Genomic DNA, 25,949 nt, shown 5'->3' with positions numbered 1-25,949 from the left:
GTGTGGCGATGGTCCCGGATGAGAAGAACAGGGTCGTCGAGCACCGCGCGGCACTGGGGCATCGTGATGGGAGTGTCATGCCCCCGGTGAGCAGATGGACCGTGATGACGATGGTGTTCGGCGTGATCGCCGTGTCGATCGGCGCAGTCGGCGCGTGCTCCGCCGATCCGCGCGTGTGCCCCGCCGGCATCACCCCGCTGTCGGGTCCCCCCGGCCCGTGTCTGCGGTTCGGGATCACCACGCCGAACGGGCCGCTCGAACCGGCCGATGCCGCGGCCGTCGCCCGGGTGACCGGTGTGTCCCCCAGCATCAACCTGTTCTTCGAGGACTTCACGGCCATTCCACCGATCGCCGCGCTGAACGCCGTGGTCGGAGCGGGTGCCGAGCCGATCGTCACCTGGGAACCCTGGAGGCATCTCGGCGACGGCACCTACGACCGGACCGCGTTCTCGATGGCGTCGATCGCCGACGGAACACACGACGACCACCTCTACCGCTGGGCAGACGAACTGGTCGCCTGGGGTTCGACGGTGTACCTGCGGTTCGCACATGAACCCAACGGCGACTGGTACCCGTGGAGTCCCGCCGGTGGGACGTCCCCCGAGACGTACATCGCGGCCTGGCGACACGTCCACGACCTGTTCGCGTCGAAGAACGCGGTGAATGTGAAGTGGGTGTGGGCGCCGAACGTGCCCATCTCCGATGCTCCCCTGTCCCGCTGGTATCCCGGCGCCGGCTACGTCGATGTCCTGGGCCTCGACGGCTACAACTGGGGCTCGGTTCCCGGCCACCGATGGACATCGCCGGACGACCTCTTCGACTCCTCGCTCGACCAGCTGCGCGAACTGGCGCCGGACAAGCCGATCCTCGTCACCGAGGTCGGGTGCGCCGAGGCCGGCGGCTCGAAGGCCGACTGGATCGCCGATCTCGTCGACTACCTCGACGATGCGGACGGGGTCACCGGCTTCGTGTGGTTCGACCACGACAAGGAAGCGGACTGGGGCCTGAACAGCTCGCCGGAAGCGGGCCGGGCGATGGCCCGCGCGCTCGAGGAAGTGGGACTGCGGTGAAAGGAGACACACGGTGACGGGGGTCGAAGTGGAGAGACCGGGTCGGGTCGCGGTGGACGAGACGCACGCGCGGATCGACCCCGACGTCGAGGAGGCACGTCTGCGGGCGGTGGAGCAGCTCAACCTGCTCGACTCCGACCCCGAGGACCGGTTCGCGCAGATCACCCGCATGGCCAAGGCGGTGTTCGGCGTCCCGATGTCGACGGTCTCTCTTCTCGACCGGGATCGACAGTGGTTCAAGGCGGTCGACGGCATCGAATTGCAGAACCAGCCGCGCGAGCAGACCGTGTGCCAGGTGACGGTCGCTCGGGCCTACACACGTCCCGCCGACCCGGCGCTCGTCATCGAGGACGTGTCGACGATCCCCTTCTTCGCGGAGATCCCCCAGATCGGCGGTGAGGGTGGAATACGCTTCTACGCCGGGTATCCGCTGTACGGTCCCGGCGGTCACCCGGTGGGAACCTTCTGCGTCTACGACACCCGGCCCCGGCAGCTGACCGCCGACCAGTTGGCCGCGTTCCGCGAGCTGGCGGCCTGGGCGCAACGCGAGATCGAGAACTCCGATGACCTCGAGCGCGCCGCGAAGGTGCAGCGTCAGCTGCTCCCACCGCCGCTCGGGGTCGTGCCCGGCTATGCGATCGAGGCGACGTGCCTACCCGCGTTCGCCGTGGGTGGCGACTTCTACGACCACTACCGCTGTCACGACGGACTCGTGTTCACCGTCGCCGACGTCATGGGCAAAGGTCTGGGGGCGGCGATCCTCACCGCGACCGTGCGGTCGGCGATGCGCGCTGCCTCACGCGCTTTCGATGCTGTCTGCGTGGATACCCCAGAACACGATCTCGGCGAGGTGGTCGAGACGGTGGCGGGGCAGCTCGCCGAGGACTTCGCGGGCACCGAGACCTTCGCGACGCTCTTCCACGCGCGGCTGCGGACCCGAGACGGTCACATCGACTACGTCGACGGTGGGCACGGCCTGGCGACCGTACGCCGCTCCGACGGCCACTGCACCGTCCTGCACGGCGGCGGACTCCCCATCGGCATCCTGCCGGAGGACACCTGGCGGTCGGCCGCAGTCGATCTCGGCCCCGGCGACATGCTCGTGATCGCCTCGGACGGTCTCCTCGACCTCGTTGCCGGCGGCGACGCGTTCGAACTGCTCCGAATACTCTCCGGCACAAGCACTCCCGCCGCGGTGCGGAGGAAGGTCGAGGAACTGGTGGCCAGTCTTCCTCCGGTCGACGATGTCACGCTCGTCGCGATCCGGCGGGACGATGCCGGATGAGCGAGAGCCTCGAGGAGTCCACCCTCGCGCGGACCGCCCCGTCACCGTGGTTGCGGCTGCTCATCGTCGTGGCCGCCGTGCTCGGACTCAACTACATCGTGTGGCGCTGGCTGGCCTCGGTGAACTGGGAGGCATGGTGGATCGCCGTACCGCTGGTCGTCGCCGAGACCTACAGCCTCATCGACTCGCTGCTGTTCGGGCTCACCATGTGGAAACTGCAGCACCGTCCCGACCCTCCACCGCCACCCGCGGACGCGACGGTCGACGTCTTCATCACCACCTACAACGAACCGATCGACCTCGTGATGAAGACCGCGCTCGCCGCCAGGGCCATCACCTACCCGCACACCACCTGGATTCTCGACGACGGTGACCGCGCCGAACTCGCCGAGGCCGCGCACGCGGCCGGCGTCGATTACCTGACCCGGTCGTCGAACTGGCTGGACAAACCGCGACATGCGAAGGCGGGCAACCTCAACAACGCGCTGATGCAGACCGAGGGCGAGTTCATCCTGATCCTCGACGCCGACCAGGTTCCCGAACCTCAGATCCTCGACCGCACGCTCGGCTACTTCCACGACGAGAAGATGGCCCTGGTCCAGACCCCGCAGTACTTCGTCAATGTGCCGCCCTCGGACCCGCTCGGATCGCAGGCACCGCTCTTCTACGGGCCGATCCAGCAAGGAAAGGACGGTTGGAACGCGGCCTTCTTCTGCGGCTCCAACGCCGTGCTGCGACGGGAAGCGTTGATGCAGCTGGGGATCACGCAGTATGTCACCGCCGTCGAGGACGGCGTCGACCGTGCCCTGCGCACCGCGCGGACCGTGCTCCGCAAAACCAGGCGTCGCGTCCGCGACAACGCCCCGGCACTCGCCGCACTCGACCGGGTGGATGCCGCGGTCAAGGAGGCACGGACGCAGCTGAAGGACCGGGAACCGCTGGCCGACATCACGTACCGATTCCAGGCGCGGGTCGACGAGGCCGCCCGCGGACTCGTCGACGCCGATGTCGAGGTGATGCGTGCCGACCTCGAGGCGATCGAGGCCCTCACGGAGTTCAGCGAGCAGGAAGCAGGCGCCGGGGCACTCGACTTCGACGCACTGGCGGTTCTGGCCGATCGCGAATGGTCCCCGCTCGGCGCCATCGAGTCGATCCGTGCGCTGGTCGCGGCGGTCGATGTCGGCAGATCCGATGAGGCGCAACCGATGTTGCCGCTCGCGACGATCTCGGTCACCGAGGACATGGCCACCTGTATGCGACTGCACGCCCTGGGGTGGAATTCGGCGTATCACCACGAGAACCTCGCCTACGGTCTTGCCCCTGAGGACCTGAAAACGATGCTCACCCAACGCCTTCGGTGGGCTCAAGGCACCATCCAGGTGATGCTGCGAGAGAACCCGCTGGTCCAGAAAGGACTGACCGTTGCCCAGCGACTCATGTACTGGGCGACGATGTGGAGCTACCTGGCGGGCTTCGCGGCGATCGCCTACATCGCCGCCCCGGTGGTGTACCTCGTCCTGGGGGTTCTCCCCGTGCAGGCCTACAGCTGGGACTTCTTCCTCCGCCTCATCCCGTTCCTGGTGATCAACCAGGTGCTGTTCCTCGTGGTGGCCAGAGGCACCCCGACCTGGCGGGGACAGCAGTACAGTCTCGCGTTGTTCCCGGTCTGGATCCGGGCCTGCACCACGGCGTTCCGCAACGTCTACCTGAACCGGCCCCTGGGCTTCGCGGTCACGCCGAAGACGAAGCAGTCCCAGGACGCGTTGCCGTGGCACCTCGTCCGTCCACAACTCGCCGCGATGGCCCTCCTCGTCGTGGCGTCGGTGATCGGCATCGTGCAGTTGTGGCGGGGCGCGATCTCCGTTCTGGGCGTGGGCGTCAACCTGTTCTGGGTACTGTTCGATCTGGTGATCCTCAGCGTCGTCATCATGGCGGTCCGCTACCGCGGTCACGACGAGACCACTGCGGCCGGTACCACCGCGAACGACTCCGCCGCCGACAGCTCCACAGACGAAAGGCCATGATGACGACCTTCGCAACCCGCGCCGTGAACGGCGATGCCGTGGCGATCACCCCCGCCGGCCGACTCAACATGGTCGCGGCCCCCAAGCTGCGCGATCAGTTGCACGAGCTCGTCGGCGCCGGATCGTCCCGGATCGTCGTCGACCTGTCCGGGACCGACTTCATCGACTCGTCCGGTCTCGGAGCGCTCGTCTCCGGGCTGAAGGTGGCGCGGCAGGCCGGTGGAGATCTGCGGATCGCGGCTCCCACCGAGCAGGTCGTGACCGTCCTGGAGTTGACCAATCTCAATCGGGTTCTGCGCGTGCACGAGTCCGCGGACTCCGCGTTCGGTCCGGCCGCGGAGACCGTCGAATGAGATCCGCCGGATCACCGTCATGACCGAACAGACGGGGACGCGCGAACTCGAGGAGATCACCTCCGACGACACCCTCGAGCACGTCCACGCGCTCCTCGCGGACCTGTTGCGCACATGCCCCGTCGGCGACATGGATGCCATGCAGTTCGAGCTCGCCCTGGCCGAGATCGGCGCGAACATCATCGAACACGCGCGGGACGGGAGCACCGTGCACCTCCGCCTCGAGGTCGAGGTGACCCCGGACCGGATCGAGGCACGTTACCGCGATGACGGCCATCCGGCTCGCGTCGACCTCGACACCGTGAGCCTGCCCGAGGATGTCGCCGAACGAGGACGCGGACTCGCCATCGCCGTCAGGGTCCTCGACGAGTTGTCCTACCGCCGCTCCGACGGACACAACCTTTGGCGGCTGGTCCGCAACCGAACCGCGTGACCCTTACGCGGCCGTCTGGGTTTCCGCCTTGTCTGCGGCGGCGACCGGAAGTGCGGCCGCGATGTCTCGCTCCGACGACGGCGTGCCGCGGTAGGTGACGATGCAGCGACTCAGGTCGAGTCCCACGGCGACGGCGGTCATCTCGAGGTCGGAGCGGCGTGACCCGTCGGCCGTCGGGTACTCGTTGGTCTTGATCTGACCGTGCGCCATGACCGGCCGCCCCTTCGCGATGGCGAGGCCGACGCCGGCGAGGAGTCGGCGCCAGCAGCTCACCGTCAGATACAGCGTCGGTCCGTCCACCCACTCGCCGCTGCGCTTGTCGATGCGGCGCGAGGTGCAGGCCACGCGGAACGAGATCACGTCCTCGCCGGTGGTGGTCTGGCGTCGGCGGGGCTCGGACACAACGGTTCCGATGACGGTCGTGTACGTCTCAAACATAGTCGTCTCCTACTGGTGTCGGCCACGGGAAGTGTGGCCGCATCAGCATCTCCCCCGGCGTGCGTCCGAGACGGGGACCTGATCGGGCTGTGGAGAACTCTCCGAGGTTTACACACAGATCGCCGGTACCTCTGGCGTTCCGCCCATAGGATCGCGATATGCGACTGCGAGGGTTCCTGGTGGGTCTGATGGCGGCCTCGACGTTGGTCGCGCCACCCTTGTCCACGCCACCTCTGTCCGCGGCGGCACCTGCCCCTTCCTTGTCGGGCCTGACCGACGCGGTCGCCGGGCGCCTCGCGCTGGCCGACGCGGTGGCCGCGTCGAAGTGGGCATCGGGCGCTGCCATCGACGATCCCGCGCGTGAACAGGTCGTCCTCGACACCGTGTCGCAGCTCGCTCTCGACCGGGACCTCGACCCCGCCTACGTACGCAACGTGTTCCGGGATCAGATCGAGGCGAGCAAGACGGTCCAACGAGGGTTGTTCGCCCTGTGGGAGTTGCCCGGGCAGACAGCTCCGCCCGCGACACCGGATCTCGGTCCGGTCCGTGCGGCGATCAACGAGTTCAACGTGGCGATCGTCGACGAACTCGCGGCCTCACGCGACGTCGTGACGACCCTGCGCTGCCCGCCGGAACTGGCCGTGTCGAGTGCTCGGTCCGCCGCCGGCGCCGGTTTCGACCCGCTGCACGTCGCGGCCCTGGCCCAGGCCGGTGAGTCCGTCTGCGCGGTCTCGACGGGATCGAGCTGAATCCTGTTGGAGCTCAGCCGCGTTTGTTGAGTTCCTTGAGCATGTCGTTGTAGTTCTCGAGCTCGGCGTCATGGTCGCGGGCCGCGTTGCGGTCGTAGCGTTTCGCCTGCCGGGTGTCGCTGCGTTGCCACTGGACCAGCAGGGCCAGCATGATGACGACGAGCGGGATCTCGCCTGCCGCCCAGGCGATTCCGCCACCGGCGCGCTGGTCGTCGAACAGGTTGTAGGTCCACGGCAGATTGAGTCCGCGGTAGTAGTTCTCGGCGATGACGGCGGTGGTCATCATGAGGGCCACGCCGAAGAAGGCGTGGAACGGCAGCGAGCCGAGAACGATGCCGAGTTTGGCGACCGGTTTGACCTGTCGTGGTGCCGGGTCGATCCCGATGACGAGCCAGTAGAACAGGTAGCCGCTGAGCAGGAAGTGCAGGTTCATCAGCAGGTGCGCCGCGTGGTATTCGACCACCGACTCGTACAGGCCGCCGAGGTAGAGGATGTAGAAGCTGCCGACGAACATGATGGCTGCGATCAGCGGATGCGTCAGGAAGCGCGACGGCCCGGAGTGCACGCCGGCCTGAATCCACTCGCGGGGTCCGGGCGGGTTGCCGCGGCCGGCCGGCGGGAGTGCGCGCAAAGCCAGCGTCACCGGGCCGCCCAGCACCAGCAGGACGGGGATCATCATCGACATCAGCATGTGGGCGATCATGTGGATGCTGAACATCGCCGGTGCGTACCTCCCGAGGCCCGACGAGGTCGCCAGGAGCAGCAGCAGGCATCCGAGAAGCCACGCGAAGGTGCGGCCGATCGGCCAGTCGTCGCCGCGGCGCTTCAGGCGCACGACGCCGCGGATGTACACGACTGCCAGGACGATCGCGGCGAGACCGAAGATGAGGTCGAAACGCCAGTCGGTGAAGAAGCGGAGGAAGGTCGGCGGACCGTCGATGTCGTAGCCGATGGCGTTCTCGACCGGGGAGACGTTCGCGGTGTCGAGGGCCGGCGGCGGGGTCCGGCTGAGGCCGACCGCGAGACCGAAGGTGGCCGCGAAGACAGCCAGTTCCACGAGTCCGAACCGGACGAACAGCGACGGCCGCTCCTCCGAGTCGAGCTGGGCGATGGTCACGCGGCGGTGCCACGCACCGAGAGCGCCGAGGACGACGAGCGCCGCGACCTTGGCGATGACGAGCTGACCGTAGGTGTCGGAGAAGAGCTGATCGAAGGGCACCCGAACGGCGGCGTTGACCCCGCCGCTGAGGCCGACGACGATGATGCACCAGAACGCGACGCGGGAAAAGCGTCGGACCGCCAGTGCCCGCCACCGCCCGGACGCGAGCGCGTAGACGACCACCGCGGCGAGTCCGCCGAGCCACAGCGTCGCCCCGATCAGGTGGAGGATGAGGCTGTTGGTGGCGATGTCGTGGTTGCCGCCCGACGACGAGTGACCGGCGAGTGCCGACGGCATCAGGCTGAAGATCGTGAACGCGATGACCGCGACTGTCGGACCCCACTTGAGGATCGTCCGCGCGATGATTGCCGCGACCAGCGCGAACACGGCCGTCCAGAACCAGGTGCGCACCTCGGCGACCTGGCCGTAGGCGTTGATCAGGTTGGCCGGTTTGATGGCCTCCGACAGCGGCGAACCGCTGACCTCCGACGCCGACAGCGGCATCAGCAGCAGCGCACACACCGACCAGACCAGCGCCGACGACGCCGCGATCCGGATGGCGCGATAACCGCCGACGTCGAGCACATTGTCGGACTGCGGCGGCACGAAGAAGGCTGCGAACACCGAGCAGCCGAGCGCGATCGCGGCCGCGAACTCACCGATCGCGGTCAGCGTCGGCAGCCCGTAAGTGGTGAGCGGGCCGGGGTCGGGGACGCCGGTCAGCTTGAGCGCGGTGGACGCGGAGACGGCGGTGACGGCGATGGCGACGATCGCGGCGAGCCATCCCGACGCCCAGAGGACCGCGGTGACGACGCCGCGCGGTTCGTTCATCGCGTCGCGATTCTGATCCGGCGTGGCGGACGTCGACGAGCGGGTCATTCCTCAACTGTAGGTCCGGGCGTCGACGACACACCCTCCGACCTGGTCAGCCCGTGGTGTGCGGCACACCTGCGGCGGAGCCGGCGCCATGTCGTAAACTCCATGTGCCCGACGCCGCGTGTCTGATGTCACGAGCGTCGACCAGCCTCCGTAGCTCAGGTGGATAGAGCAAGGGCCTTCTAATCCCTAGGTCGCAGGTTCGAATCCTGCCGGGGGCACTGACCAGCCAGTATGCACGAAAACGGCACCCGAACCTCCAACCAGGAGGCCTCAGGTGCCGTTTATGTGTCTTATTGGGCAGCAATCCCCTACTTGGTCGCAGACCCCAACGCCGCAGACAGCCCCGCAGCCACCTCACGCGACGGCCCCGAACCTCGCCCGATGTAGGTGTCCTCAGTCATCGAAATCTGGGCATGCCCGAGCAGGTCTGCAATCTGCCGTGACGTGAAACCCGCGTCATGCAGGATCCGAGCCGTCGACTTCCGGAGTCGGTGCAACGTCAACCACGGCACTCCAAGGGCGCCCCGGATCCGCGTCCACTGAGAGGCGAAGGTGTCCGGGTCTCGCAGCCCGCCGACCGTCGTCGGAAAAATCACCGGCTCAACACCCACCCGAGGCGCCACCCGCTCACCGGTCATGTACTCACGCCGCCGCCGCTGCAACATCTCGACAACCTCGTCCGCGAGCGGGATCACCCGCGCACTGTTCTCCGTCTTGGTCGCGGCCTCGTGGAGGAGTTCCGTCTTCGGACCCTCACCCTCACCGTGATGCTGGTACGCCCGGACAATGTGGTGCCGAACCGTCAACGCCTGCGCCTCGAAGTCGACGTCGGACCACAGCAACGCCAACACCTCCGACCGCCGCAGACCAGTCCACAACGTCATCATCAGCGGGTCGACAAGATCCACCGTCGCCGCGAACTCCGACACCGTCCGACCCGTCGCCCGCGTGCCCGACTTCGACGGCGGCAACTCCGCCTCCGAAGTCCGCAGGGCCGACATCAGCTCAAGAGCCTCATCCCGACCCAAGCCCATCGCCGCACCCTTCGCATGCCGACGACGACGGAACTCGACGGCGCTGGCCAGGTTCACCGTCCACACCCCCGAGTCGACGAGGTAGCTCCCCACCAACCGCAGCAGAGTCCGCGCCTGCGACGCCGTCACCCGGTCATGCCCGGACTCGATGTCGAAAATGACGGCCTTCAAATCCGCCGCCGTCACCAACTTCGCGGGGGTGTCCTTCACTACTCCGAGGTGGTCGTGCCCACCTTCCCGACACACATTCGGCTTGTCCTCGTCGTCGAGCACCGACGACACCATCACCCGCTCAACCCTCGTATACGAGTCGACCGTGCGCCGCGAGTAGTACTCAGGCGACTTTCGAATCTTCGATAACTCCACCCGGAGCAGATCGACCAACGTCTCCTCATCGACCTTCTGCCGAGGTGCAGCGCCCGACGAAGCTTTCAGGTCGGGTAACGCATCCTCAAGCGCGGCAACCGCTTTGGCCCCATGGGGGTCACGAACACCGTCGGGTGAATACCGTTTCGCCCGACGCACCACGCCATCATCACCGGCGTATCGGCACCAAGCCACCCACCGACCCTTAATCTCGTTGCCGTCCTTGTCTTTTAGCCGCTTCCGTTTGATCGGGGTGTTCCGCCCCGGCTGCGTGATCGCGCGTCCCATCAGATCAATCCAATCGTCCAGAGAGGACCGCCAGCCGGTCCCGACCATTTCACAATAGCAGGTTCGAGTAACCGTATTCCGGAAACCGACCCCAGAACCCTCCACCCGCTTAGTTGCTTAACTGTCTTGTGCAACCTCAGGACATAGTACCTGGTCACAGCGGTATTGACGCTTGCGAACCCCCGAGTTGTGTGCCACTCTCAACCCCATCGGACACCGAAGATTCTAGAAGCTAAACCGTCCGAACCGAGCGTCGAAAACGACACCCAGAAGCCAATCCACGCACACATTGGAGAACCGGAAACCATGACCACCCAGACCCGCGCGAAGGGCGGACAAGCCCTCACCGCCGCCATCGACGCCGCCACCGACGAATTCGGCCCGACTATGACAACGCCTCAGTTCGCGAGCCTCGCCCACGTCACTGACCGCACGATTCACGCGTGGCGCAGCAAGGGAGTCGGTCCAACACCATGGAAAGTGGCGTCCCGTTGGCACTACTCGACCGCCGACGTCGTTCGATTCGTCCACGGCGCCAAGTGAATTGAACCGCACCAACCGCCGCGTCAACCCCTACACCACCCGGCGACCGCCCCCACCGACAACCGTCATCGAACACGCAGCATGTCGCGACGATCCGGGGCTCTTCGACGCCCCATCAGCCGATTGGAGTGCAGGACCCGAACGCGAACGCGTCGCGAAGGCCAAAGCCACCTGCGCCGCCTGCCCGGTCCTGGCCCCCTGCGCCCAATGGTCAAGCAGCCTGCCGCGTTCGAGCCTCGACGGCATCGTCTCCGGACGCCTCTACCGCACGCCCTCGCACAGCCGAGGAACCACCCACAACTAAGCGGTCCGTGCCCCAGAGGAGCACGGACCGAAGGAGCCGTCGCCATGCGCTTGCCGACAGCAAAACCAAGTCTACCAGCGGATTCGACCCGAAACGGATCCGTCGCCGACGACCTCGTCGACCTCGCCCGCACCGGGGGTGACACCTACCTACGCCGCCACGAGTCCATCCGGAGCGTCGTCCGCATCACCGGCGCCACCGAGGTACTCGCCGAGCTCCGCCAGCGCCTAGACGACGCCCTCGACCACCTCGACCCCGCCACCGGCGCCGTGGCGCTGGCCTCACTCCTCGGAGACCTTCAATGCTGACGACCACCGACGCCCTCGCCCTCGCCGACGCGACCGTCGACGGCTACATCGAAGAGCGCCGCGTCGAGCCACCCGCCGACCCGGCCGACCGCCGCGCACTCGCCCGAGCCCTCGTGATCCGCCTCCTCAACACCGCGACCGCACTCGAACACGTCCACCAGCGCGACGCCGAGCGCCGCCCACGCCGACGCCGTCCGCTACTGCCTGAGTTCGCCGCGCGCGAATGGATTTGCAGCTACCTCGACTGGCTCCAGCCCGCCGAAAAACTCGGCGCCAACTGGCTCATCAACGTCGCCAAAGCCGCCCGCACCTGCTCCCGCAAAGAGACCGCCCGATACCGGCCCACCCTCACCGTCACCCGCTGCACCGACGACTTCATCCTCCGCGCCGCGCTCGACCAACTCGCCACCGACACCCAACTCGCCGACGAGCTCATCACACTCTGCCCCCACCTCGTCGCCAAACTCCTCCGAGTCCGAGCCGCAGTCTGAGCAATTGCACTATGTCCGCAACTTGATCAAATGCCAACGCGCGCAACGTATTCAGTCGTTGCATCGCATCTGCGCGAAGCGTACGTTTACCCCTATCCGCTCCACACCGAAGAGCATCACGGAGAAGAAATGACCGCACCAACCATCGACGCCACCATCACCGACCGCATCGCCCACGCCCGCGCCCGACTCGCCAACGCGAGCCGCTACGGACGCGACACCGTCCCCGAGCTATCCCGCCAGCTCGCCGTCCTCCGGATTATCCGCGACCTCTCCGGCGAACTCGATGGACTCAGCCTCACCCCCGAGGAGCGCGACCAGCTCATCCGCATGATCGCCGTCGTGCCAACCAAGACGACGGAGGTGGCCGCGTGACCGCCCCCACCGAACTAGCCGACATGCTGTAACCGACTACACCGCAACACAACCCGACACCAGCGACGACACACAGACACAGAAGACACGACACACAGACACAGGCGAAACACATGACACAGGCACGAAAAACGGCGCCGCCCCTGCCAAGGGCGACGCCGCCGAGAGCTGGATAACCAACCCCTACCCTGGGCCGATTCTAACCGCTCTCGACGCACCTGGCACCTACGCACGTACCAGCGAGAGAGAGCGCCATGACCGCCGATTACAACGCTGACGACTTCGAGTTCGTCCCGCCTCTGGCCGTCCCCGACGACATCGACGAGGGGACCGGCACGTCCGACGCCGCCCGACCGGTGTCAGGTGACAGCCCGCAGCAGACCGATATCAGTCGGTGGCTGGCCAGTCAGCCCACAACACCTGCGACCACTGGCGTTGAACCCGAGCTCGCCCCCGAACCGCCGGCCAAGCTGCCACCCGTCCAGTCGCTGCTAGCGGAACCCTCCTCGTCCGAGACGCTCGAATACCGCAGCCGCCCCGGCTACCTCGGCACCGAACTCCTCGACACCGACATCACCATGGCTGACGCCGCCAGCGCCCTCGTCCGCGCCGGATTCCGAGTGCTGCCCACCACGTCGGTCCCCACCGACCGAAAGCCCGGCGAAGACGCCTCAAAGAACCCCGGCTCCCTCGTAGGCAAAGGATGGCAACACCGCAGCACCATCCGCGAAGACGAGATCACCAAGTGGTTCACCCCCAGCGCCGACCCCACCGAAGCCGTGCAGCGTGCCGGGTTCTACCGCGCCGTCCCCCTGGCCACCGTCAATCTCGCCATCCACATCGGACCCGAGCACACCGTCCTCGACGTCGACAACCCCGACGCCGTCCCGCCGTGGATGTGGCCACACCTCGACCGCGCATGCTTCCACAGCTCATCCGCCACAGACGACCGCCGTGGTCACTACATCTTCAAGACACCCGCCGGGCACAGCTTCACCAACGGCCGCATCGGAGGACCCGGCATCGACCCCGTGACCTTCTTCGCCCCCGGAGACGTCCGCGAACCTCGCACCCGCACCCACACCAAGTCGCCGGGCGAAGTCCGCCACAACAACGCGATCATCCTGACCGCCCCCTCTCAGCACCCCAAGGCGCACCTAGGACGCCGCTACCAATGGATCCGCGTCGGCGAAATCCCCGTCATGCCCGACGAACTGGCGAAAGGGCTCAAGGCACGACAGACGAAATTCAACGGCCACGACATCATCTTCGAAGCGGCGAACACCGCCGAGGTCGAAGCGTTCACCAACACCTACACCACCACCAGCGAGACCGGCGCCACCATCGCCGAGACCATCGTCGCCAACCTCAACGAACGCGCCCGCGCCGGAGCCGGACTCCACAACACCGCCCTCGGACTCCTCGTCGACGTCTTTGGCCTCGCCCGCTACGGCTACCTCGACGCCGCCAACGCCCTCACCCAGATCCGTCAGGCGGTCGTCGCCCTCCGGGACGACCCCACCAGCGGGTGCGACCTCACCGACCCCGCCGACACCGAGGCCGAAGTCGACGACCTCACCGCGTGGGCACTGGGCAAGAGCACCGCCCTGCACGCCGCCGACCCCGACGGCTACCACTTCCACATCGACATCACGAGCGCCGTCCGCTACGGCACCTCACCCAGCTTCCCGCGCCCCTCCGGATACACCGAAGACGGCCCCGACGGCGCCACCCCCATGATCGCCCCACCCCCGGACGCACCCCTACCGTGCGCCCGCTTCCTCGCCGAACTCCACTTCACCGACGACAACGGCAACAACCTCCTCCTCTTCCACTGCCGAAAGTGGTTGAGCTGGAACGCCGGATACTGGCAGGAGATCGACGAAGAGGAACTCCGCAAGCTCATCAGCGAGACGTTCGAGCACGCCCGCTACGCCCACACCGACCGCAAGGGCGCAGTGACCCTCAAGCCATGGAACCCCAACAAGCGCCGCAAGGACGACATCATCGGCGAGCTCAAGGGCACCCAGCTGCTCAGCTCTGAAATCGCTGAACCCTATTGGCTCACCGACGACCCCACCGCCACACGCCCCCCGGCCAACGAGCTCATCGCCATGGCCAACGGCCTCCTGCACGCGCCAACCCGCACGCTCTACGACCACACCCCGGAGCTACTCAACCGCGCCGTCCTACCCTTCGCCCACGACGAGCACGTCGGCGCCCCGGTCGAGTTCCTCAAGTTCCTCGCCTCCATCTGGACCGACGACGACACCGGCATCCTCGACACCGAAGCCATCGCACTCCTCCAAGAGTGGTTCGGCTACCTCCTCTCCGGACGCACCGACCTCCACAAGTTCCTCCTCATGCAAGGCCGACCCCGATCCGGCAAGGGCACCATCCTCAAAATCCAAGAGGAACTCATCGGCATCAACAACACCACCGCCGTCGACGTCACCCGCCTCGACGACCGCCACGGCCTCGAACAAACCGTAGGCAAGTCCCTCGCCATCGCCGGAGACGTCAAGCTCGCCAACAACGGACGCACCTACGCCATCGTCGGCAAGCTCAAGAACATCATCGGCGGTGACAAAGTCAGCATCGCCCGCAAGTACCTCGCCCCATGGGTCGGACACGCACCCACCCGCTTCGTCCTGGCCACCAACCACATCCTCGGCTTGCCCGATCCCTCCGGAGCCCTCCAAATCCGGGCGCTGGTCCTTGTTCTCAACAAGAGCTTCGTCGGCAAGGAAGACGCCGACCTCTACAACCGCATCCGGCCCGAACTGCCCGCCATCCTGCTCTGGGCACTCGACGGCCTCGACCGCCTCACCGCCGCACCCAACAACCAATTCACCGCGCCAGCATCGTCACAGACCGTCATCGACATGATGAACGACGCCGCCTCGCCCATCGCCGAGTTCATCCGCTCAGAATGCGAACTAGAGCCGACCGCTGCCGAGCCGGTAACGAGCCTCTACACCCGCTACCAACAGTGGTGCAACAACAACGGCGAGACCCCCGCAGCACTCAACGTCTTCGGCAAGTACCTCTTCGAAGGATTCCCCTTCATCACCAAAGAACAGGTCACCATCGCAGGGAGCCGGACACGCGTCTACCAAGGCATCCGAGCCGTCTAGAGCGCGATCCCCGTGGGCGGGGCGCGACCTGGGCAAACGGTAGCTGCACAGGCAAGTGCACACGCAGATTTCGACCATCACAGCCCCATAAAACCATGCCTGAACAGCGCAAACGCCCCCGCCGGTGGCACTGCACAGGCTGCACAGGTTCGAAAAAATTCTCTTACAGTATTTATATCCACGAACAGCAAAAAATCGTATGGAAAAAAGTTTTGAGCCTGTGCAGCCTGTGCACCTAGTGTATTACCAGGTCAGGTAGGGTTTTTGAGGCCAAAAATGCCTGTGCAGTTGCCTGTGCAGTTGCCTGTGCAGTCGGGCAAATCGGACGCGCGCTCACCGCCGCCCTTCGCGCGCGCACGCGCAAAGCCCACCCCCCATCCCGCAGGGCCGCCCGACGTCCCGACGACCCCCCGACCCCCCTCGTCATGGGCCAGCGCCACCAACCTCGACTCACCCGAGGACACCCGCCACGACGTAGACACGCACCCGCTCGAAACCGTGCCATACTCGACAAAACACCCGCTGACCAGCGCAAACAAATAGCCAACTAGTGAAATAGTCTGCCGCACAACACAACCCACCCGCGAACCCTCCACCAGCCGCGACGAGGAGCTCCATGACCACCTACCGGATCACCACACTGACCCTCGGCACCGGCGGAGCAGTCCTCAACTCCACGGCCAGCGCCACGACCTTCACCACCCTCACCGAAGCCAGAGCCGCCGCCGAGCACGCCCACGGCGCCATCCGGTGGAGCCACGCCGACACCACCCGCCCCTCATGGGCCATCGGCACCCTCACCGCACGAGCCAGCGCATACCAGACCCTCGCCATCATCGCGCCCGCCGCCAAAGGCCTCGACGAAGTGCTCGCCGAGCTGCGCCGCCGCGACGCCCCCACCGACCTCGACGCCCTCCGGGCCGACATCCTTGCCCGCCAAGGCCGAGGTCCAGCGCCACAACCCCCAACCGAGGAGGCCACCCCGGCATGATCACGCCTACCCGATACGCGTACAGCTCACTATTCGTCGACGACCTCGGACGACTCAACCGAGTCCTCACCAGCGCCGTCCACCTCGACCTTGGAACTGCCGCCCGATCCGCCGAACTCTCAGAACCACCCGAGCGCGGGATCGACTGGCTATCAGCCATCCTCGACCGCGACGACTGGCTCATCGGGATCTCGCTCAACCACTCGCCCTCCACGGCCAGCGCCGTCCACCTCGCCCCGCGACTGGTACATCCGGCCAGCGCCACCGAGCACGAGATCCGACGCATGTGGGCGCAGATCCGCACATCACAGACGTTTGTTGCAGAGGTGAACGAATACCGGACAGAACGAGGCCTACAACAAGGCCCGACCCCACGGTTCGACCTCACACCGGCACACAACAGAACACGCACACATTGAGAGCACACAACCAAGAAGTAGAACAACGATGAAGACGAACACATCAACCAACATCGAAGACCACAAACCTATCGACCATCCACACCACCAAAACCGAACGCGCACAACGAAAACAGCGCAGGTAGAAGACACATAAACGACACCTAACAGCCAACCAATCACCCACCACCCCGTCGACGCCGCCCCCTACCAGGCCAAACGTTCCGACCCTCCTACTCATACCTACTAATGCCCAAGTAGCAGACTTGCCCCGAGACGCCGGAAACGCTCCACCCGCAACGCAATCCACACAGTTTGGAAATCACGAGCCGCAGCGAACTCCGCGAGCAACCCACGGCGGCACCCATGCCCCACCCTGGCAAACACCCTCGCGACCGCCCCACTGACCCGGTCAAGCTTCCCCAGCGCGCGCGCCGCAAGCGCCGGGCAGCAGCGCTACCAACTGCCAAAACCAATTCGGTTATTCAAGCGCAGGACACAAAGCAAACCCCCGCACCCACACTGACCAGCACAAACATACGAGTTACTCAAGCGCAGGACACCAAACCACAACTCGCACAACGGGTCTCGCCCTCGCGTACGCGTGCCCGCGCGCGTACAGTCACAGCCATGACCCGGCGCCACCGCGAACCGCAACCCACGGCACTCCTCGCCGACTGGGAACCGTTCCCGCGCGACCCCATGCCCGGACCCCACCCCATCCCCCCGCAACACCCCCTCGTCGAACTCCTCGACCAAGCACTCACCCGCGACGGATGGACCGAGCAGGTCCAACAGGCAATGAGCGACCCGGCACTCCTGCAATGGACCGTCGTCCTCCGCACCGCCGCCAACCGCGCGAAGATCGCCTGGCGCACCGGCGCCACCCCCGACGACCCCCGATTCCCCGCCTGGCGCGCCCAAGCCCTCCAAGCCCTCGCCGACGTCTCAACGCCCGACCAGCGCAACGCCGACGGCGCCCTCGCTAAGTATCTCGTCCACCGCCTCACCACCACCCCCGCGCGCCCCGCCACCGGCCAGCGCACCATCAAAGCCTCAATCCGCGCCGAAGCCATGCTCGCCGCCACCAGCGGCGACCCCCGCACCGCCGCGACCATCACCCGACTACTCACCCGCGACTAGGAGCCCCCGTGACCAAGAAGCACCCCGGCACCCGCACCAAGCCACCCCGCCCCCTCGACACCGCGCAACAAACCCTTGACGCCTTCGACCGACTCCTCGCCGACGCCGCCGAACATGGCATCACACCCACCAAAGCCGTCGCCGACACCCGCCAAGCCATCGCCGACGTCGTCCTCGCCGAACAACAGACCGACGCCGAGATCGCCAACCTCGCGCACCACCTCGACGGCACCGCCGACGACGCCCTCGCGATCCTCTCCCGCGAAGACACCAGCCCCCAGCAACGCAGCGAAGCCGCCGCCCGCGTCATCGCCGGAGCCACGCCCCAAACCGCCCGCCAACTCACCAAAATGCGCAACCAGAATCGCTTCCGCCGCGCCCGCGAAGCCCACAACACCTGGCTTCGGCTCGGCGACACCCTCATCACCGACACCCTCCGACCATGGACCCAAGCCATCATCGTCGAGCTCACCAGCGAACCCCACACCCTCGCCGACCACATCGTCGCCGGACGCTGGCAAGGCCTCGTCGAAGCCGAAGAATTCCGGCAGGAATACAGCCTCACCGCCGCCGACATCCGCCGCTGGGACACCATGCCCCAACGGCACCACGTCCCCTACAAGCGGTTGCGGGCAGTCCAGCTCGTCGCCGAATTCGAGCACGTCACCAACGTCGTCGACGAACTCCGCCAACGCGGCCTACTGCCTGACCTCGACCCAGCAGAGACGAACACCACCACCGCCGCGCTCTACTTCGAGCACCCCGACAAACTCCCCGACACCACCACCGCAGGCACCCGCACCACCCTCTGGATTTGCGACGCCATCGCCAACGGCGCCGCACCCACCATCCGGACCGCCACCGAAGCCGTGGCCGCACACAAGGAGCCAGCCATGGCCACCACCTAAATACCTGCGGGGCGTCGTCCATCGGGCCGCAGTCGGTATCGGTACACCGACCAGAGCCAGTAAGGTTGCCAGCCCGCGAGCGGTCCACAGCCCGCTCGCACCGCTTGGGGAACCCACCAAATGACCCCCCTCGACGCCACCTGCGACGCCCCGCACCCCCACCCGCCACATCTCCGGCGCCCACCACAACGGTGCTCGTCAGCCAGGGCAACCCGCGCGTGTGACCTCAAAAGCAGCGCGCCACCGGAGACACAACGGGACAAGGCCTGCGCCGCATGGACTACCGCACCCGGCACTACGCGTGCGGGGCGGTGCAGGCCCCTAACCCTCTACCAGCGAGCAGCCGGCAATTAGTCAACTAGGAGGCCAATGATGGGCCACACACTTTTGGACACGATCACGGTCACCCAGGAACCCGCCGGTAGCTGGACCCGCGCCAAAGAACCCGAGGAGTTCCTCGACCGCACCACCAACGTCGTCGTCACCGACATTTGCGAACCCGCCTACCCGCTCCCCGAGCCGCCCGAGGTCTCCCTCGGCGAAGACTTCGGCCCCCAAGCCATGGTCGTGCATGCCCAAGTTCCCACCCGCTGCGCCACCCTCGACGAGCTCGACGCCGCCGTCAGCCCCAGCGCCAACCGCACCGCCGAGTTTTACGCCGCGCGCCACCTGTACTACGGCGCCGGACTCGATGATCCTGACGAGGTGTTCCTGTCCCACGCCGACGTCGAGACTGTCGCCAGCACCGGCAACCTCGCCACCGACCTCGGCGCCGCCTTGGCGGCGTTCTACGCCAAAACGCCCTACGGCACCCCGCTCCTGCACCTCGGCACCGAAGCGGCCCTCACCCTCGCCCTCGGCCTCCAAAACCTCACCGTCGCTTGGTACTACAGCCCCGCCTACCCGGCCCGCACCATCGCCATCACCGACACCGACGTCCGAATCCAGCTCACCCCCTTCGACACAACGCGGTCGACACGCACCGACGTCAACCGCCATCAGGTCGAACTAACCTCGTTTTTCCGGATCGTCTTCGACGTCACCAAGGCCATCCGCGTCGCCTGACGCTGCGACCGCCCCGCTAGTCACGCGGCGCAAGGACCCGCCGCGACTTCACTGGTAAAAACGGCAGCCACGCCGACCGATACACCACCGCGTACGCCCGCGCCTGTTTGCCACGGATCGGCTCTAGTTGCTCGGTCGGGTACCGCCAGACCACACACCCATGCCCGTCCACCCGCGCAGGCAACTCCGGCCCAAGCGGGAAGTCACCGGTTAGAACTGCACCCCCGCCCACACGCCGGAGATACCCCCGATTTTGGGACTCCTCGTAGTCGAGCAGGATGGCCCCCGACTCGTCTTTCAGAGCCTTACCGTGCTCGTCGACGATGCCGATGGACCGCACCGTAATCGCCTCCGAGCCATGATTCACCACTACAACCCGAAACCGCTGCTCCGACAACGTCGAATGCGTGTTGCCATGACTGTCGAGATAGGAACCATCGGGCTCGACGATCGTTCCTTCCGGTGCCGGAGTCCCAGGCTGAGCATCGCGCGTATGTTCCACCACCACGCGCGGCAACCGCACCAAGAACAGCGCCACCGTCAACACCACCGCGAAGATCGACACCACCAGCGCCGCAATATCCATGCGAGCCACCGTAAGCGTTAGACAGCCTCCGAGTACGAGAAACCCAGCGCCGCCGGACCCACGACACCCAGCCGGTCCCGAAACCACCCCACCACAGCACCCGCCGCGAGCTCAGCGTCGCCGGTCAGCAAGACACCGTCCGTCGCAAGGTCATCGACCGCCCACACCTCCGGCTCAAGCTCGCCCTCGCCGACAACCTCGTCGACAAGGGCAATCCTCGACAACCGCACGATCCACCCGCCCTCAACCCGCGTGACGTCAGCACAGTCAACGAGCTCATCATCCTCGACAGCCCGCCCGTCACCGACGTCGAGAACATCACCGGGATCCATCGTGCCGAGGCCCTCGGCGAGCCACGCCGCCATGTCATCCCAGCCGAAACAGACGCGCACCCTCACCGACCCCCAGCACGCACCGCCGCCACCAGCGCACCCATCCGCTCCCGAGACGCCCTCAGCTCCCGCAGCCGAGCCGCTGTGACCTCACGCTGCCTGTCACCCGTCGGGCGCGCGGCGCTGGCCATAACCGGCGCCCCCATCACCTCAGCCGACCGCCGCCGCTCATCCAGAAGTTCGGCCAGCAACGCGTCTTCCCGTGCCGCAGGATCATCGCCCCGCGCAGCCCGAGCGACCCGGCGGGCGTTCGTTACCGCCGCCCGCGACGGCACAGCCGGACGAGCAGCCACCTCGCCGTACATGCCGGACTTCGCAGCAGCACGCCGAGTCTCCTCGGCATCCCACCGCGCGACCTCCGACGAGATCAAGTCCCGCCGCGTCAGTTCCCGAAGCAACGGGCGCCGCCGAGACCGCGCCCGCAGAGTCGCGAGCAGCGCCCGGTCCTGCACCCACACGCCACCCCGCCGACGGTAGACAGTCGGACCCGGCGCCATCTTCACCATGCCGACCACGAGACTCTCATCGAGCCGACCCACCAACGCGAACACCCGATCACGAGGATCAACCCCCGCCGACACCGCCATGCTCACGACGCCTCACTCGACAGGGACCGCCACGCGTCAGGGCGGTCGAAATCCGTCAGCACCGCATACCGCGCCCCATCGTCATCCGTCGCGACCCGAAACCCGCCGACATACCCACGACCACGGAGCAACTTGTGAACGTCACCACCGACAAACGAGAGCCCCTCAGGCAGAGGGAACCGCCGTCCCGCAGCCGTGCCCCGATCACGAGCGGCGCGCATCGTGGCCAGCATCCGGCGGTCGCCGGGAGTCAACTCACCCACAGCAGCTCCACCCCCGCGCCACGGCGCAACTTAACGCACCAAGGATGGCCACCGGATCACCGGTACCCACGGTCAATATCAGCGCCTTCATAGCACCAATTCTAGTGCCGAATACGTGCCGTTTTCGCCCCAGGAAGTGCCGTTTACGGCCCGACTTCGGCGCACGTACCAATCCCCAGAAGAATCAAGAAGACCCTACGTTTCGACACATAAATGCACGGCAAAGCACATTCTATCGACCCAAACGAACCTAGAAGACGAACCAACCTTCCGGAACAACCCCCTAATCCCTAGGTCGCAGGTTCGAATCCTGCCGGGGGCGCTCGCCGCGGTGCCGCGCCGGATTCCCGCTTGTTCAGTTCCTCCCCGCTGATTGAGCTCAATTGGCGGGAAGGAAACGAACAAGCGGGACGAAATCAGGCACGCGGGAACGACCCCGCTCAGATACCGAACGGCGCCGCGTAGCGGACCAGCCCGGACGGGATATCGGCCCCGTCGAGACCGAGCACCATCAGCGCGTCCTCTGGCACCTCGATGCTCAGGCGGACACCGTGGTCGACGGCTCGTCGGAAACCGAAGCGCGGGTAGTAGTCGGGGTGACCCAGCACGACGACGGTGCTCTCCCCCATCTCGCGCGCCGCATCGAGGGCTGCGACGATCGCGGCCGAACCGGCCCCGGTGCGCTGGTGGTCGGTGGCGACCGCACACGGTGCCAGACACAGCGCCGGCGCATCGTCGATGTGGCAACGCGTCAGCAGCGCGAAGCCGACCGGGCGATCGTCGGCATCGACCGCGACCATGGACAGTCCGTCGATCCAGGCCGGGTCGGCGCGCAGCGCGTCGACCAGTTCGGCCTCCTCCGACGTCGGGAAGGCGTCGGCATTGATCTCGTGGACGCGCGCGATGTCGTCGGCCCGCTCCGACCTCGTGCGCCAAGTCTGTTGCGGCATCGGTGAGTCCCCTGTCCTGTGTCGAGTGCCCCCAAACGTAGCGACCGCTCATGGCCGGGCGAAACGATTTTTCGGAACCGCCGAGGCACCCGGCGCGTCCAAGAAGTGCATCACCTCGCCGGGTGGTCGCAGTCCTCGACGAGTCGCGGAGGATCATGCTGTTACCGTTCCCCATTCCCGTACCCATCCCGCTTGTGCCCCGGTGGTTTCCCCGACCCGAACGCAGAAACGATTCGGACAAAGGCACTTTCGGGGTCTCGCCGGACGAGATCGAGGCCGTGGTCAGGTCGTGGCGCGGGAACGGCATCGCCATCTCCGCGATCGACACCGCGGCCATCGGCGAGGTCCAGGGTTCGCCGAGCCGGATCGCACACGCACTCCGCGACACCGCTGAACCCGCCCGCCGCGCGGTCGAGTCGATCGGCCACCGACTGCTGACGATGAGCGAACTCCTCGACACCTCTGTCACGACGACCGTCGCATCGGATGCCCGGGTGGCATCGACATTCGACTCGCTGCGGACCCGCTGATGCGCCCCTCGATCTCGGCCCTACGTGGGTGGAATCCGCAGTCCTTCTCCGACGCCGGGTCGGCGGCGACCCTGGCCGCCGAAGCCGTCGACACCGGAATCGACCGCGCTGTGCGGACTTTCGATTCCGTACGGTCGTGGCGCGGCCGCGCCCACGATGCGGCGCACCAGAAGATCTGGCAGGAGCACGACCACGGCGGGGAGGTCCGCAACGTGCTGCAGATGATCGCCGACGAGGCCTCCGACGCGGGGACTGATCTGTCCCATGCACGTGATCACGTCCTTCGGATCGTCGACGCGGCGACGTCCTCCGGATTCGACGTCGCCGACGACGGGACCGTCACCCACCCCGATCCACGTCGAGCATCGACCGCCGCCGAGGTCTCCGAGACCATCGACTCGGGCCTCGCCGCGATCGACGCCCTCGACGAACGCTACGGCTCCCGACTCGACGGGTACGCCGCTGATCTGACAACCATGGTCGACGGCCAACCCGACGTCATCTTGCCCGGCGGCCGGACGATGGACGCCGACGCCGCGATCCGCACGCTCGAGAGCCTCAGCCCACCCCAGATCCGGGCGATCGTCGAACACCTGGAACCCGACGACGTCCGACGCCTCCTCCAGGCGAATCCGCATGTCATGGGCAATCTTCCGGGCGTGCCCTTCGACGTCCGCATCCAGGCCAACGAGATCAACATCCGCAACGCCCTCGTCGACGAGATCCAGGCCGGCCGGGGCGAGGGACGTCGGGCTCGAACGCTGCGGGAGATGCTGGCGCCCGGGCCGGTCGAGCGGCGCTTCGTGACCTTTGTGAACACACCGCGGGGGCGTGTCGTGGAGATGATCGGGTCGCTGCGCCCCGGCACCCGGAATACGACGACGTATGTCCCCGGCACCGGCACCACCGTCGACACCGCCGCAGGCGACAACCGTCGCGCCGCAGCCGAACTCGCCGCACGGACGGGCGGCCCGGTGTTCCTCTACCTCGACGGCGACCTACCCCCGGACCTCCGCGCGGCCACGAGCACTTCTTTCGCTGCCGCCATGGCGCGCCGGCTCGAACTGTTCGGATCCGAACTCGACGCCGAGATCGCGTGCCACGCGCCGGGAGCGACCACCACCTACATCGGCCACTCGTACGGCGGCTCTGTTGTCGGCACCGCCGAGCAGCTCGGCCTCACACCGGATCGCGTCATCTACGCGTCGTCGGCGGGCACCGGAGTGCTCGACCTGCCGCATCCGAGCGGCGTCGAACGTTATTCACTGACGTTCCCGGGCGACCCGATCCACCTCGCACAGTCGCTCCCCGGGAATCCGCATGGCTCCGACCCCGATTCGGCACCGGGAGTGACCCGCCTGGACACCGGCACGGTCACGATCGACGGCCGCACCTACGACAGCGGAATCAAGACCCACGGCGGTTACTGGAACGACCCCGACTCGACGGCCTTCCGGAACATGGTGAAGGTCATCACCGGTCAGCAACCCGACCTCTACGTCCCCCGGAAGCCCGACGTCGAATTGCGGCTGCCGTGGTGACGTCAGGACTTGTCGGGAACCACCGTCCCGCGCCAGCCGCCGATGATCCGCATCGAGTGGTAGATGACCAGTGCGGCCACCGAGCCCAGCGAGATGCCGGCGAAGACGAGATCGCCGACCTGCCAGGTGTAGTCGGCGATGCCGATGATGAGCGGGATCGCCGCGGTGAACTGGTTGATCGGCTTGGAGAAGTCGACCTTGTTGCTGACCCAGATCTGCACGCCGATGATGCCGACGAGGCCGTAGAGGGCGGTCGTGACGCCACCGAGAACGCCCGGCGGGATCGCGGCGATCACCGCACCGACCTTGGGCGACAGGCCGAGCAGGATCGCCGCCGCACCGGCCACCCAGTAGGCCGCGGTCGAGTAGACCTTGGTCGCCGACATCACGCCGATGTTCTCGGCGTAGGTCGTCGTCGCCGAACCACCACCGCTGCCCGCGAGCATCGTCGCGAGACCGTCGGCGGCGAGCGCACGGCCCATCGTGTCGTCGTAGTCCTTGCCGGTCATCATCGCCACCGATTTCACATGACCGATGTTCTCCACCACGAGCACCAGGACGACGGGAAGGAAGAGCGGCAGGACACCGAGATCGAAGGTCGGGGTCTGGAAGTCGGGCAGGCCGACCCACGCGGCGTCAGCGATGCCGGAGGTGTCGATGTAGTCGTTGTCGGAGTCGATCCAGTCGAGGACGAGCGCCAGAACATAACCGAACGCGACGCTGAGGAAGATCGCCAGACGCCCGAGAAGTCCGCGGAACAGCACCGCCGACGCGACGAGCAGGACCAGCACGATGGTCGCGAGAACCGGGTCCTCGACGAAGTTGTTCTTCGCGGCCGGAGCCAGGTTGAGGCCGATCAGCGCCACGATCGCGCCGGTAACCACCGGCGGCATCAGCGTCTCGATCCACCTCACCCCGGCGAAGTGGCTGATCAGGCCGATGATGACGAGCAGTGCACCAACCGCGACCAGGCCGCCGAGCGCCGACGACGCACCGTCGGAGGCGACCGCTGCAGTGACCGGCGCGATGATCGCGAAGCTCGAGCCGAGATAGCTGGGCAGACGGTTACGGGTGATCAGCAGGAACAGAATGGTGCCGACACCCGAGAAGAGCAGGGTCGTCGACGGCGGGAACCCGGTGAGCACCGGCACCAGGAAGGTCGCACCGAACATCGCGACCACGTGCTGCAGACCGATACTCACGGTTTTCGGCCAGGTCAGGCGTTCCTCCGGTGCCACCACGGTGTTCGTCGTGAGCTTCCACGACAGCAGGTTCTGGGATCTCGTCCCCGGTTCAGTCATGCGCAACAGTTTGCGTCACTCACGGCTTACCCGCTCCCCTTACCCCGTGCTTGCCCAG

Annotated in this window: 25 protein-coding genes and 1 tRNA gene; 19 read left to right on the top strand and 7 right to left on the bottom strand. The window is 66.6% G+C overall.

Features of this window, described 5'->3' with window-relative positions:
- Positions 1-77: 77 nt before the first annotated feature.
- From GONAM_RS10510 to GONAM_RS10490, 5 genes are read left to right on the top strand one after another with little or no spacing between them, the layout of a single operon-like run.
- Complete coding sequence (locus GONAM_RS10510) at positions 78-1,070, top strand: glycoside hydrolase family 26 protein (RefSeq protein ID WP_006866748.1); 993 nt, start codon at positions 78-80, stop codon at positions 1,068-1,070.
- A gap of 13 nt (positions 1,071-1,083) precedes the next feature.
- Positions 1,084-2,355: a PP2C family protein-serine/threonine phosphatase gene (locus GONAM_RS10505; protein ID WP_006866747.1), complete on the top strand. Its 1,272-nt coding sequence runs from the start codon at positions 1,084-1,086 to the stop codon at positions 2,353-2,355.
- Positions 2,352-4,379: a glycosyltransferase family 2 protein gene (locus tag GONAM_RS10500; RefSeq protein ID WP_006866746.1), complete on the top strand. Its 2,028-nt coding sequence runs from the start codon at positions 2,352-2,354 to the stop codon at positions 4,377-4,379. The genes GONAM_RS10505 and GONAM_RS10500 overlap by 4 nt, the downstream gene beginning before the upstream one ends.
- Entirely contained in the window at positions 4,379-4,732 is a 354-nt protein-coding gene (locus GONAM_RS10495) for an STAS domain-containing protein (RefSeq protein ID WP_006866745.1), read from the top strand. The genes GONAM_RS10500 and GONAM_RS10495 overlap by 1 nt, the downstream gene beginning before the upstream one ends.
- Before the next feature lie 19 nt (positions 4,733-4,751).
- Positions 4,752-5,165 carry an ATP-binding protein gene (locus GONAM_RS10490; RefSeq protein ID WP_006866744.1) on the top strand — a complete coding sequence of 138 codons (414 nt, stop codon included), beginning with the start codon at positions 4,752-4,754 and terminating at the stop codon, positions 5,163-5,165.
- Positions 5,166-5,168: 3 nt separating this feature from the next.
- Here the strand turns inward: GONAM_RS10490 and GONAM_RS10485 are convergent, their stop codons facing one another.
- Positions 5,169-5,603 (bottom strand): single-stranded DNA-binding protein, encoded by a 435-nt coding sequence (locus tag GONAM_RS10485; RefSeq protein ID WP_006866743.1) that lies wholly within the window; start codon positions 5,601-5,603, stop codon positions 5,169-5,171.
- 158 nt (positions 5,604-5,761) lie between these two features.
- Here GONAM_RS10485 and GONAM_RS10480 point away from each other — a divergent pair, with 158 nt between their 5' ends.
- Positions 5,762-6,352: a chorismate mutase gene (locus tag GONAM_RS10480; RefSeq protein WP_006866742.1), complete on the top strand. Its 591-nt coding sequence runs from the start codon at positions 5,762-5,764 to the stop codon at positions 6,350-6,352.
- A gap of 13 nt (positions 6,353-6,365) precedes the next feature.
- Here the strand turns inward: GONAM_RS10480 and GONAM_RS10475 are convergent, their stop codons facing one another.
- The gene (locus GONAM_RS10475; protein ID WP_040536029.1) at positions 6,366-8,390 is read right to left on the bottom strand and encodes a bifunctional copper resistance protein CopD/cytochrome c oxidase assembly protein; all 2,025 of its coding nucleotides are present in this window, start codon (positions 8,388-8,390) and stop codon (positions 6,366-6,368) included.
- 144 nt (positions 8,391-8,534) lie between these two features.
- Here GONAM_RS10475 and GONAM_RS10470 point away from each other — a divergent pair.
- A tRNA-Arg gene (locus tag GONAM_RS10470) sits at positions 8,535-8,608 on the top strand.
- 90 nt (positions 8,609-8,698) lie between these two features.
- Here the strand turns inward: GONAM_RS10470 and GONAM_RS22205 are convergent.
- On the bottom strand, positions 8,699-10,078 hold the full coding sequence (locus tag GONAM_RS22205; protein WP_006866740.1) for a site-specific integrase: 1,380 nt from the start codon (positions 10,076-10,078) through the stop codon (positions 8,699-8,701).
- Positions 10,079-10,384: 306 nt separating this feature from the next.
- On the opposite strand from GONAM_RS22205, the gene GONAM_RS22665 reads away from it, so the two are divergent.
- From GONAM_RS22665 to GONAM_RS10410, 10 genes are all read left to right on the top strand, one after another.
- Positions 10,385-10,621: a helix-turn-helix domain-containing protein gene (locus tag GONAM_RS22665; RefSeq protein WP_006866739.1), complete on the top strand. Its 237-nt coding sequence runs from the start codon at positions 10,385-10,387 to the stop codon at positions 10,619-10,621.
- A gap of 1 nt (position 10,622) precedes the next feature.
- Positions 10,623-10,925: a WhiB family transcriptional regulator gene (locus GONAM_RS23100; RefSeq protein ID WP_006866738.1), complete on the top strand. Its 303-nt coding sequence runs from the start codon at positions 10,623-10,625 to the stop codon at positions 10,923-10,925.
- A gap of 44 nt (positions 10,926-10,969) precedes the next feature.
- Positions 10,970-11,233: a hypothetical protein gene (locus GONAM_RS10450; RefSeq protein ID WP_006866737.1), complete on the top strand. Its 264-nt coding sequence runs from the start codon at positions 10,970-10,972 to the stop codon at positions 11,231-11,233.
- Positions 11,227-11,724 (top strand): hypothetical protein, encoded by a 498-nt coding sequence (locus tag GONAM_RS10445; RefSeq protein ID WP_006866736.1) that lies wholly within the window; start codon positions 11,227-11,229, stop codon positions 11,722-11,724. The genes GONAM_RS10450 and GONAM_RS10445 overlap by 7 nt, the downstream gene beginning before the upstream one ends.
- A gap of 129 nt (positions 11,725-11,853) precedes the next feature.
- Positions 11,854-12,099: a hypothetical protein gene (locus GONAM_RS10440; protein WP_006866735.1), complete on the top strand. Its 246-nt coding sequence runs from the start codon at positions 11,854-11,856 to the stop codon at positions 12,097-12,099.
- A gap of 254 nt (positions 12,100-12,353) precedes the next feature.
- The gene (locus tag GONAM_RS10435; protein WP_006866734.1) at positions 12,354-15,236 is read left to right on the top strand and encodes a phage/plasmid primase, P4 family; all 2,883 of its coding nucleotides are present in this window, start codon (positions 12,354-12,356) and stop codon (positions 15,234-15,236) included.
- Positions 15,237-15,852: 616 nt separating this feature from the next.
- On the top strand, positions 15,853-16,227 hold the full coding sequence (locus GONAM_RS10430) for a hypothetical protein (RefSeq protein ID WP_006866732.1): 375 nt from the start codon (positions 15,853-15,855) through the stop codon (positions 16,225-16,227).
- Between the two features lie 1,028 nt (positions 16,228-17,255).
- Positions 17,256-17,768: a hypothetical protein gene (locus tag GONAM_RS10420; protein WP_040536026.1), complete on the top strand. Its 513-nt coding sequence runs from the start codon at positions 17,256-17,258 to the stop codon at positions 17,766-17,768.
- 8 nt (positions 17,769-17,776) lie between these two features.
- The gene (locus tag GONAM_RS10415; RefSeq protein ID WP_006866729.1) at positions 17,777-18,676 is read left to right on the top strand and encodes a hypothetical protein; all 900 of its coding nucleotides are present in this window, start codon (positions 17,777-17,779) and stop codon (positions 18,674-18,676) included.
- 369 nt (positions 18,677-19,045) lie between these two features.
- Positions 19,046-19,741 (top strand): hypothetical protein, encoded by a 696-nt coding sequence (locus tag GONAM_RS10410; protein WP_006866728.1) that lies wholly within the window; start codon positions 19,046-19,048, stop codon positions 19,739-19,741.
- Positions 19,742-19,757: 16 nt separating this feature from the next.
- On the opposite strand, the gene GONAM_RS10405 is transcribed toward GONAM_RS10410, so the two are convergent.
- The 3 genes from GONAM_RS10405 to GONAM_RS10385 form a co-directional block, all read right to left on the bottom strand.
- Complete coding sequence (locus GONAM_RS10405) at positions 19,758-20,327, bottom strand: hypothetical protein (protein ID WP_006866727.1); 570 nt, start codon at positions 20,325-20,327, stop codon at positions 19,758-19,760.
- Positions 20,328-20,344: 17 nt separating this feature from the next.
- Positions 20,345-20,692 carry a hypothetical protein gene (locus GONAM_RS10400; RefSeq protein WP_157159150.1) on the bottom strand — a complete coding sequence of 116 codons (348 nt, stop codon included), beginning with the start codon at positions 20,690-20,692 and terminating at the stop codon, positions 20,345-20,347.
- Positions 20,693-22,009: 1,317 nt separating this feature from the next.
- Positions 22,010-22,519, bottom strand: coding sequence for a GNAT family N-acetyltransferase (locus GONAM_RS10385; protein ID WP_006866723.1), 510 nt, complete (start codon positions 22,517-22,519; stop codon positions 22,010-22,012).
- Between the two features lie 278 nt (positions 22,520-22,797).
- Between GONAM_RS10385 and GONAM_RS10380 the strand changes: the two genes are divergently transcribed.
- Both GONAM_RS10380 and GONAM_RS10375 read left to right on the top strand, forming a co-directional pair.
- Positions 22,798-23,049, top strand: a complete 252-nt coding sequence (locus GONAM_RS10380) for a hypothetical protein (RefSeq protein WP_245548604.1) — start codon at positions 22,798-22,800, stop codon at positions 23,047-23,049.
- The gene (locus tag GONAM_RS10375) at positions 23,049-24,590 is read left to right on the top strand and encodes a hypothetical protein (protein WP_006866721.1); all 1,542 of its coding nucleotides are present in this window, start codon (positions 23,049-23,051) and stop codon (positions 24,588-24,590) included. The genes GONAM_RS10380 and GONAM_RS10375 overlap by 1 nt, the downstream gene beginning before the upstream one ends.
- A gap of 2 nt (positions 24,591-24,592) precedes the next feature.
- On the opposite strand, the gene GONAM_RS10370 is transcribed toward GONAM_RS10375, so the two are convergent.
- Positions 24,593-25,891: a uracil-xanthine permease family protein gene (locus GONAM_RS10370; protein WP_040536020.1), complete on the bottom strand. Its 1,299-nt coding sequence runs from the start codon at positions 25,889-25,891 to the stop codon at positions 24,593-24,595.
- Positions 25,892-25,949 lie beyond the last annotated feature (58 nt).

This window comes from Gordonia namibiensis NBRC 108229 (genome assembly GCF_000298235.1).
In the GTDB taxonomy this organism is placed as follows: Bacteria; Actinomycetota; Actinomycetes; order Mycobacteriales; family Mycobacteriaceae; genus Gordonia; species Gordonia namibiensis.
This window is presented reverse-complemented; position numbering and strand designations above follow the sequence as displayed.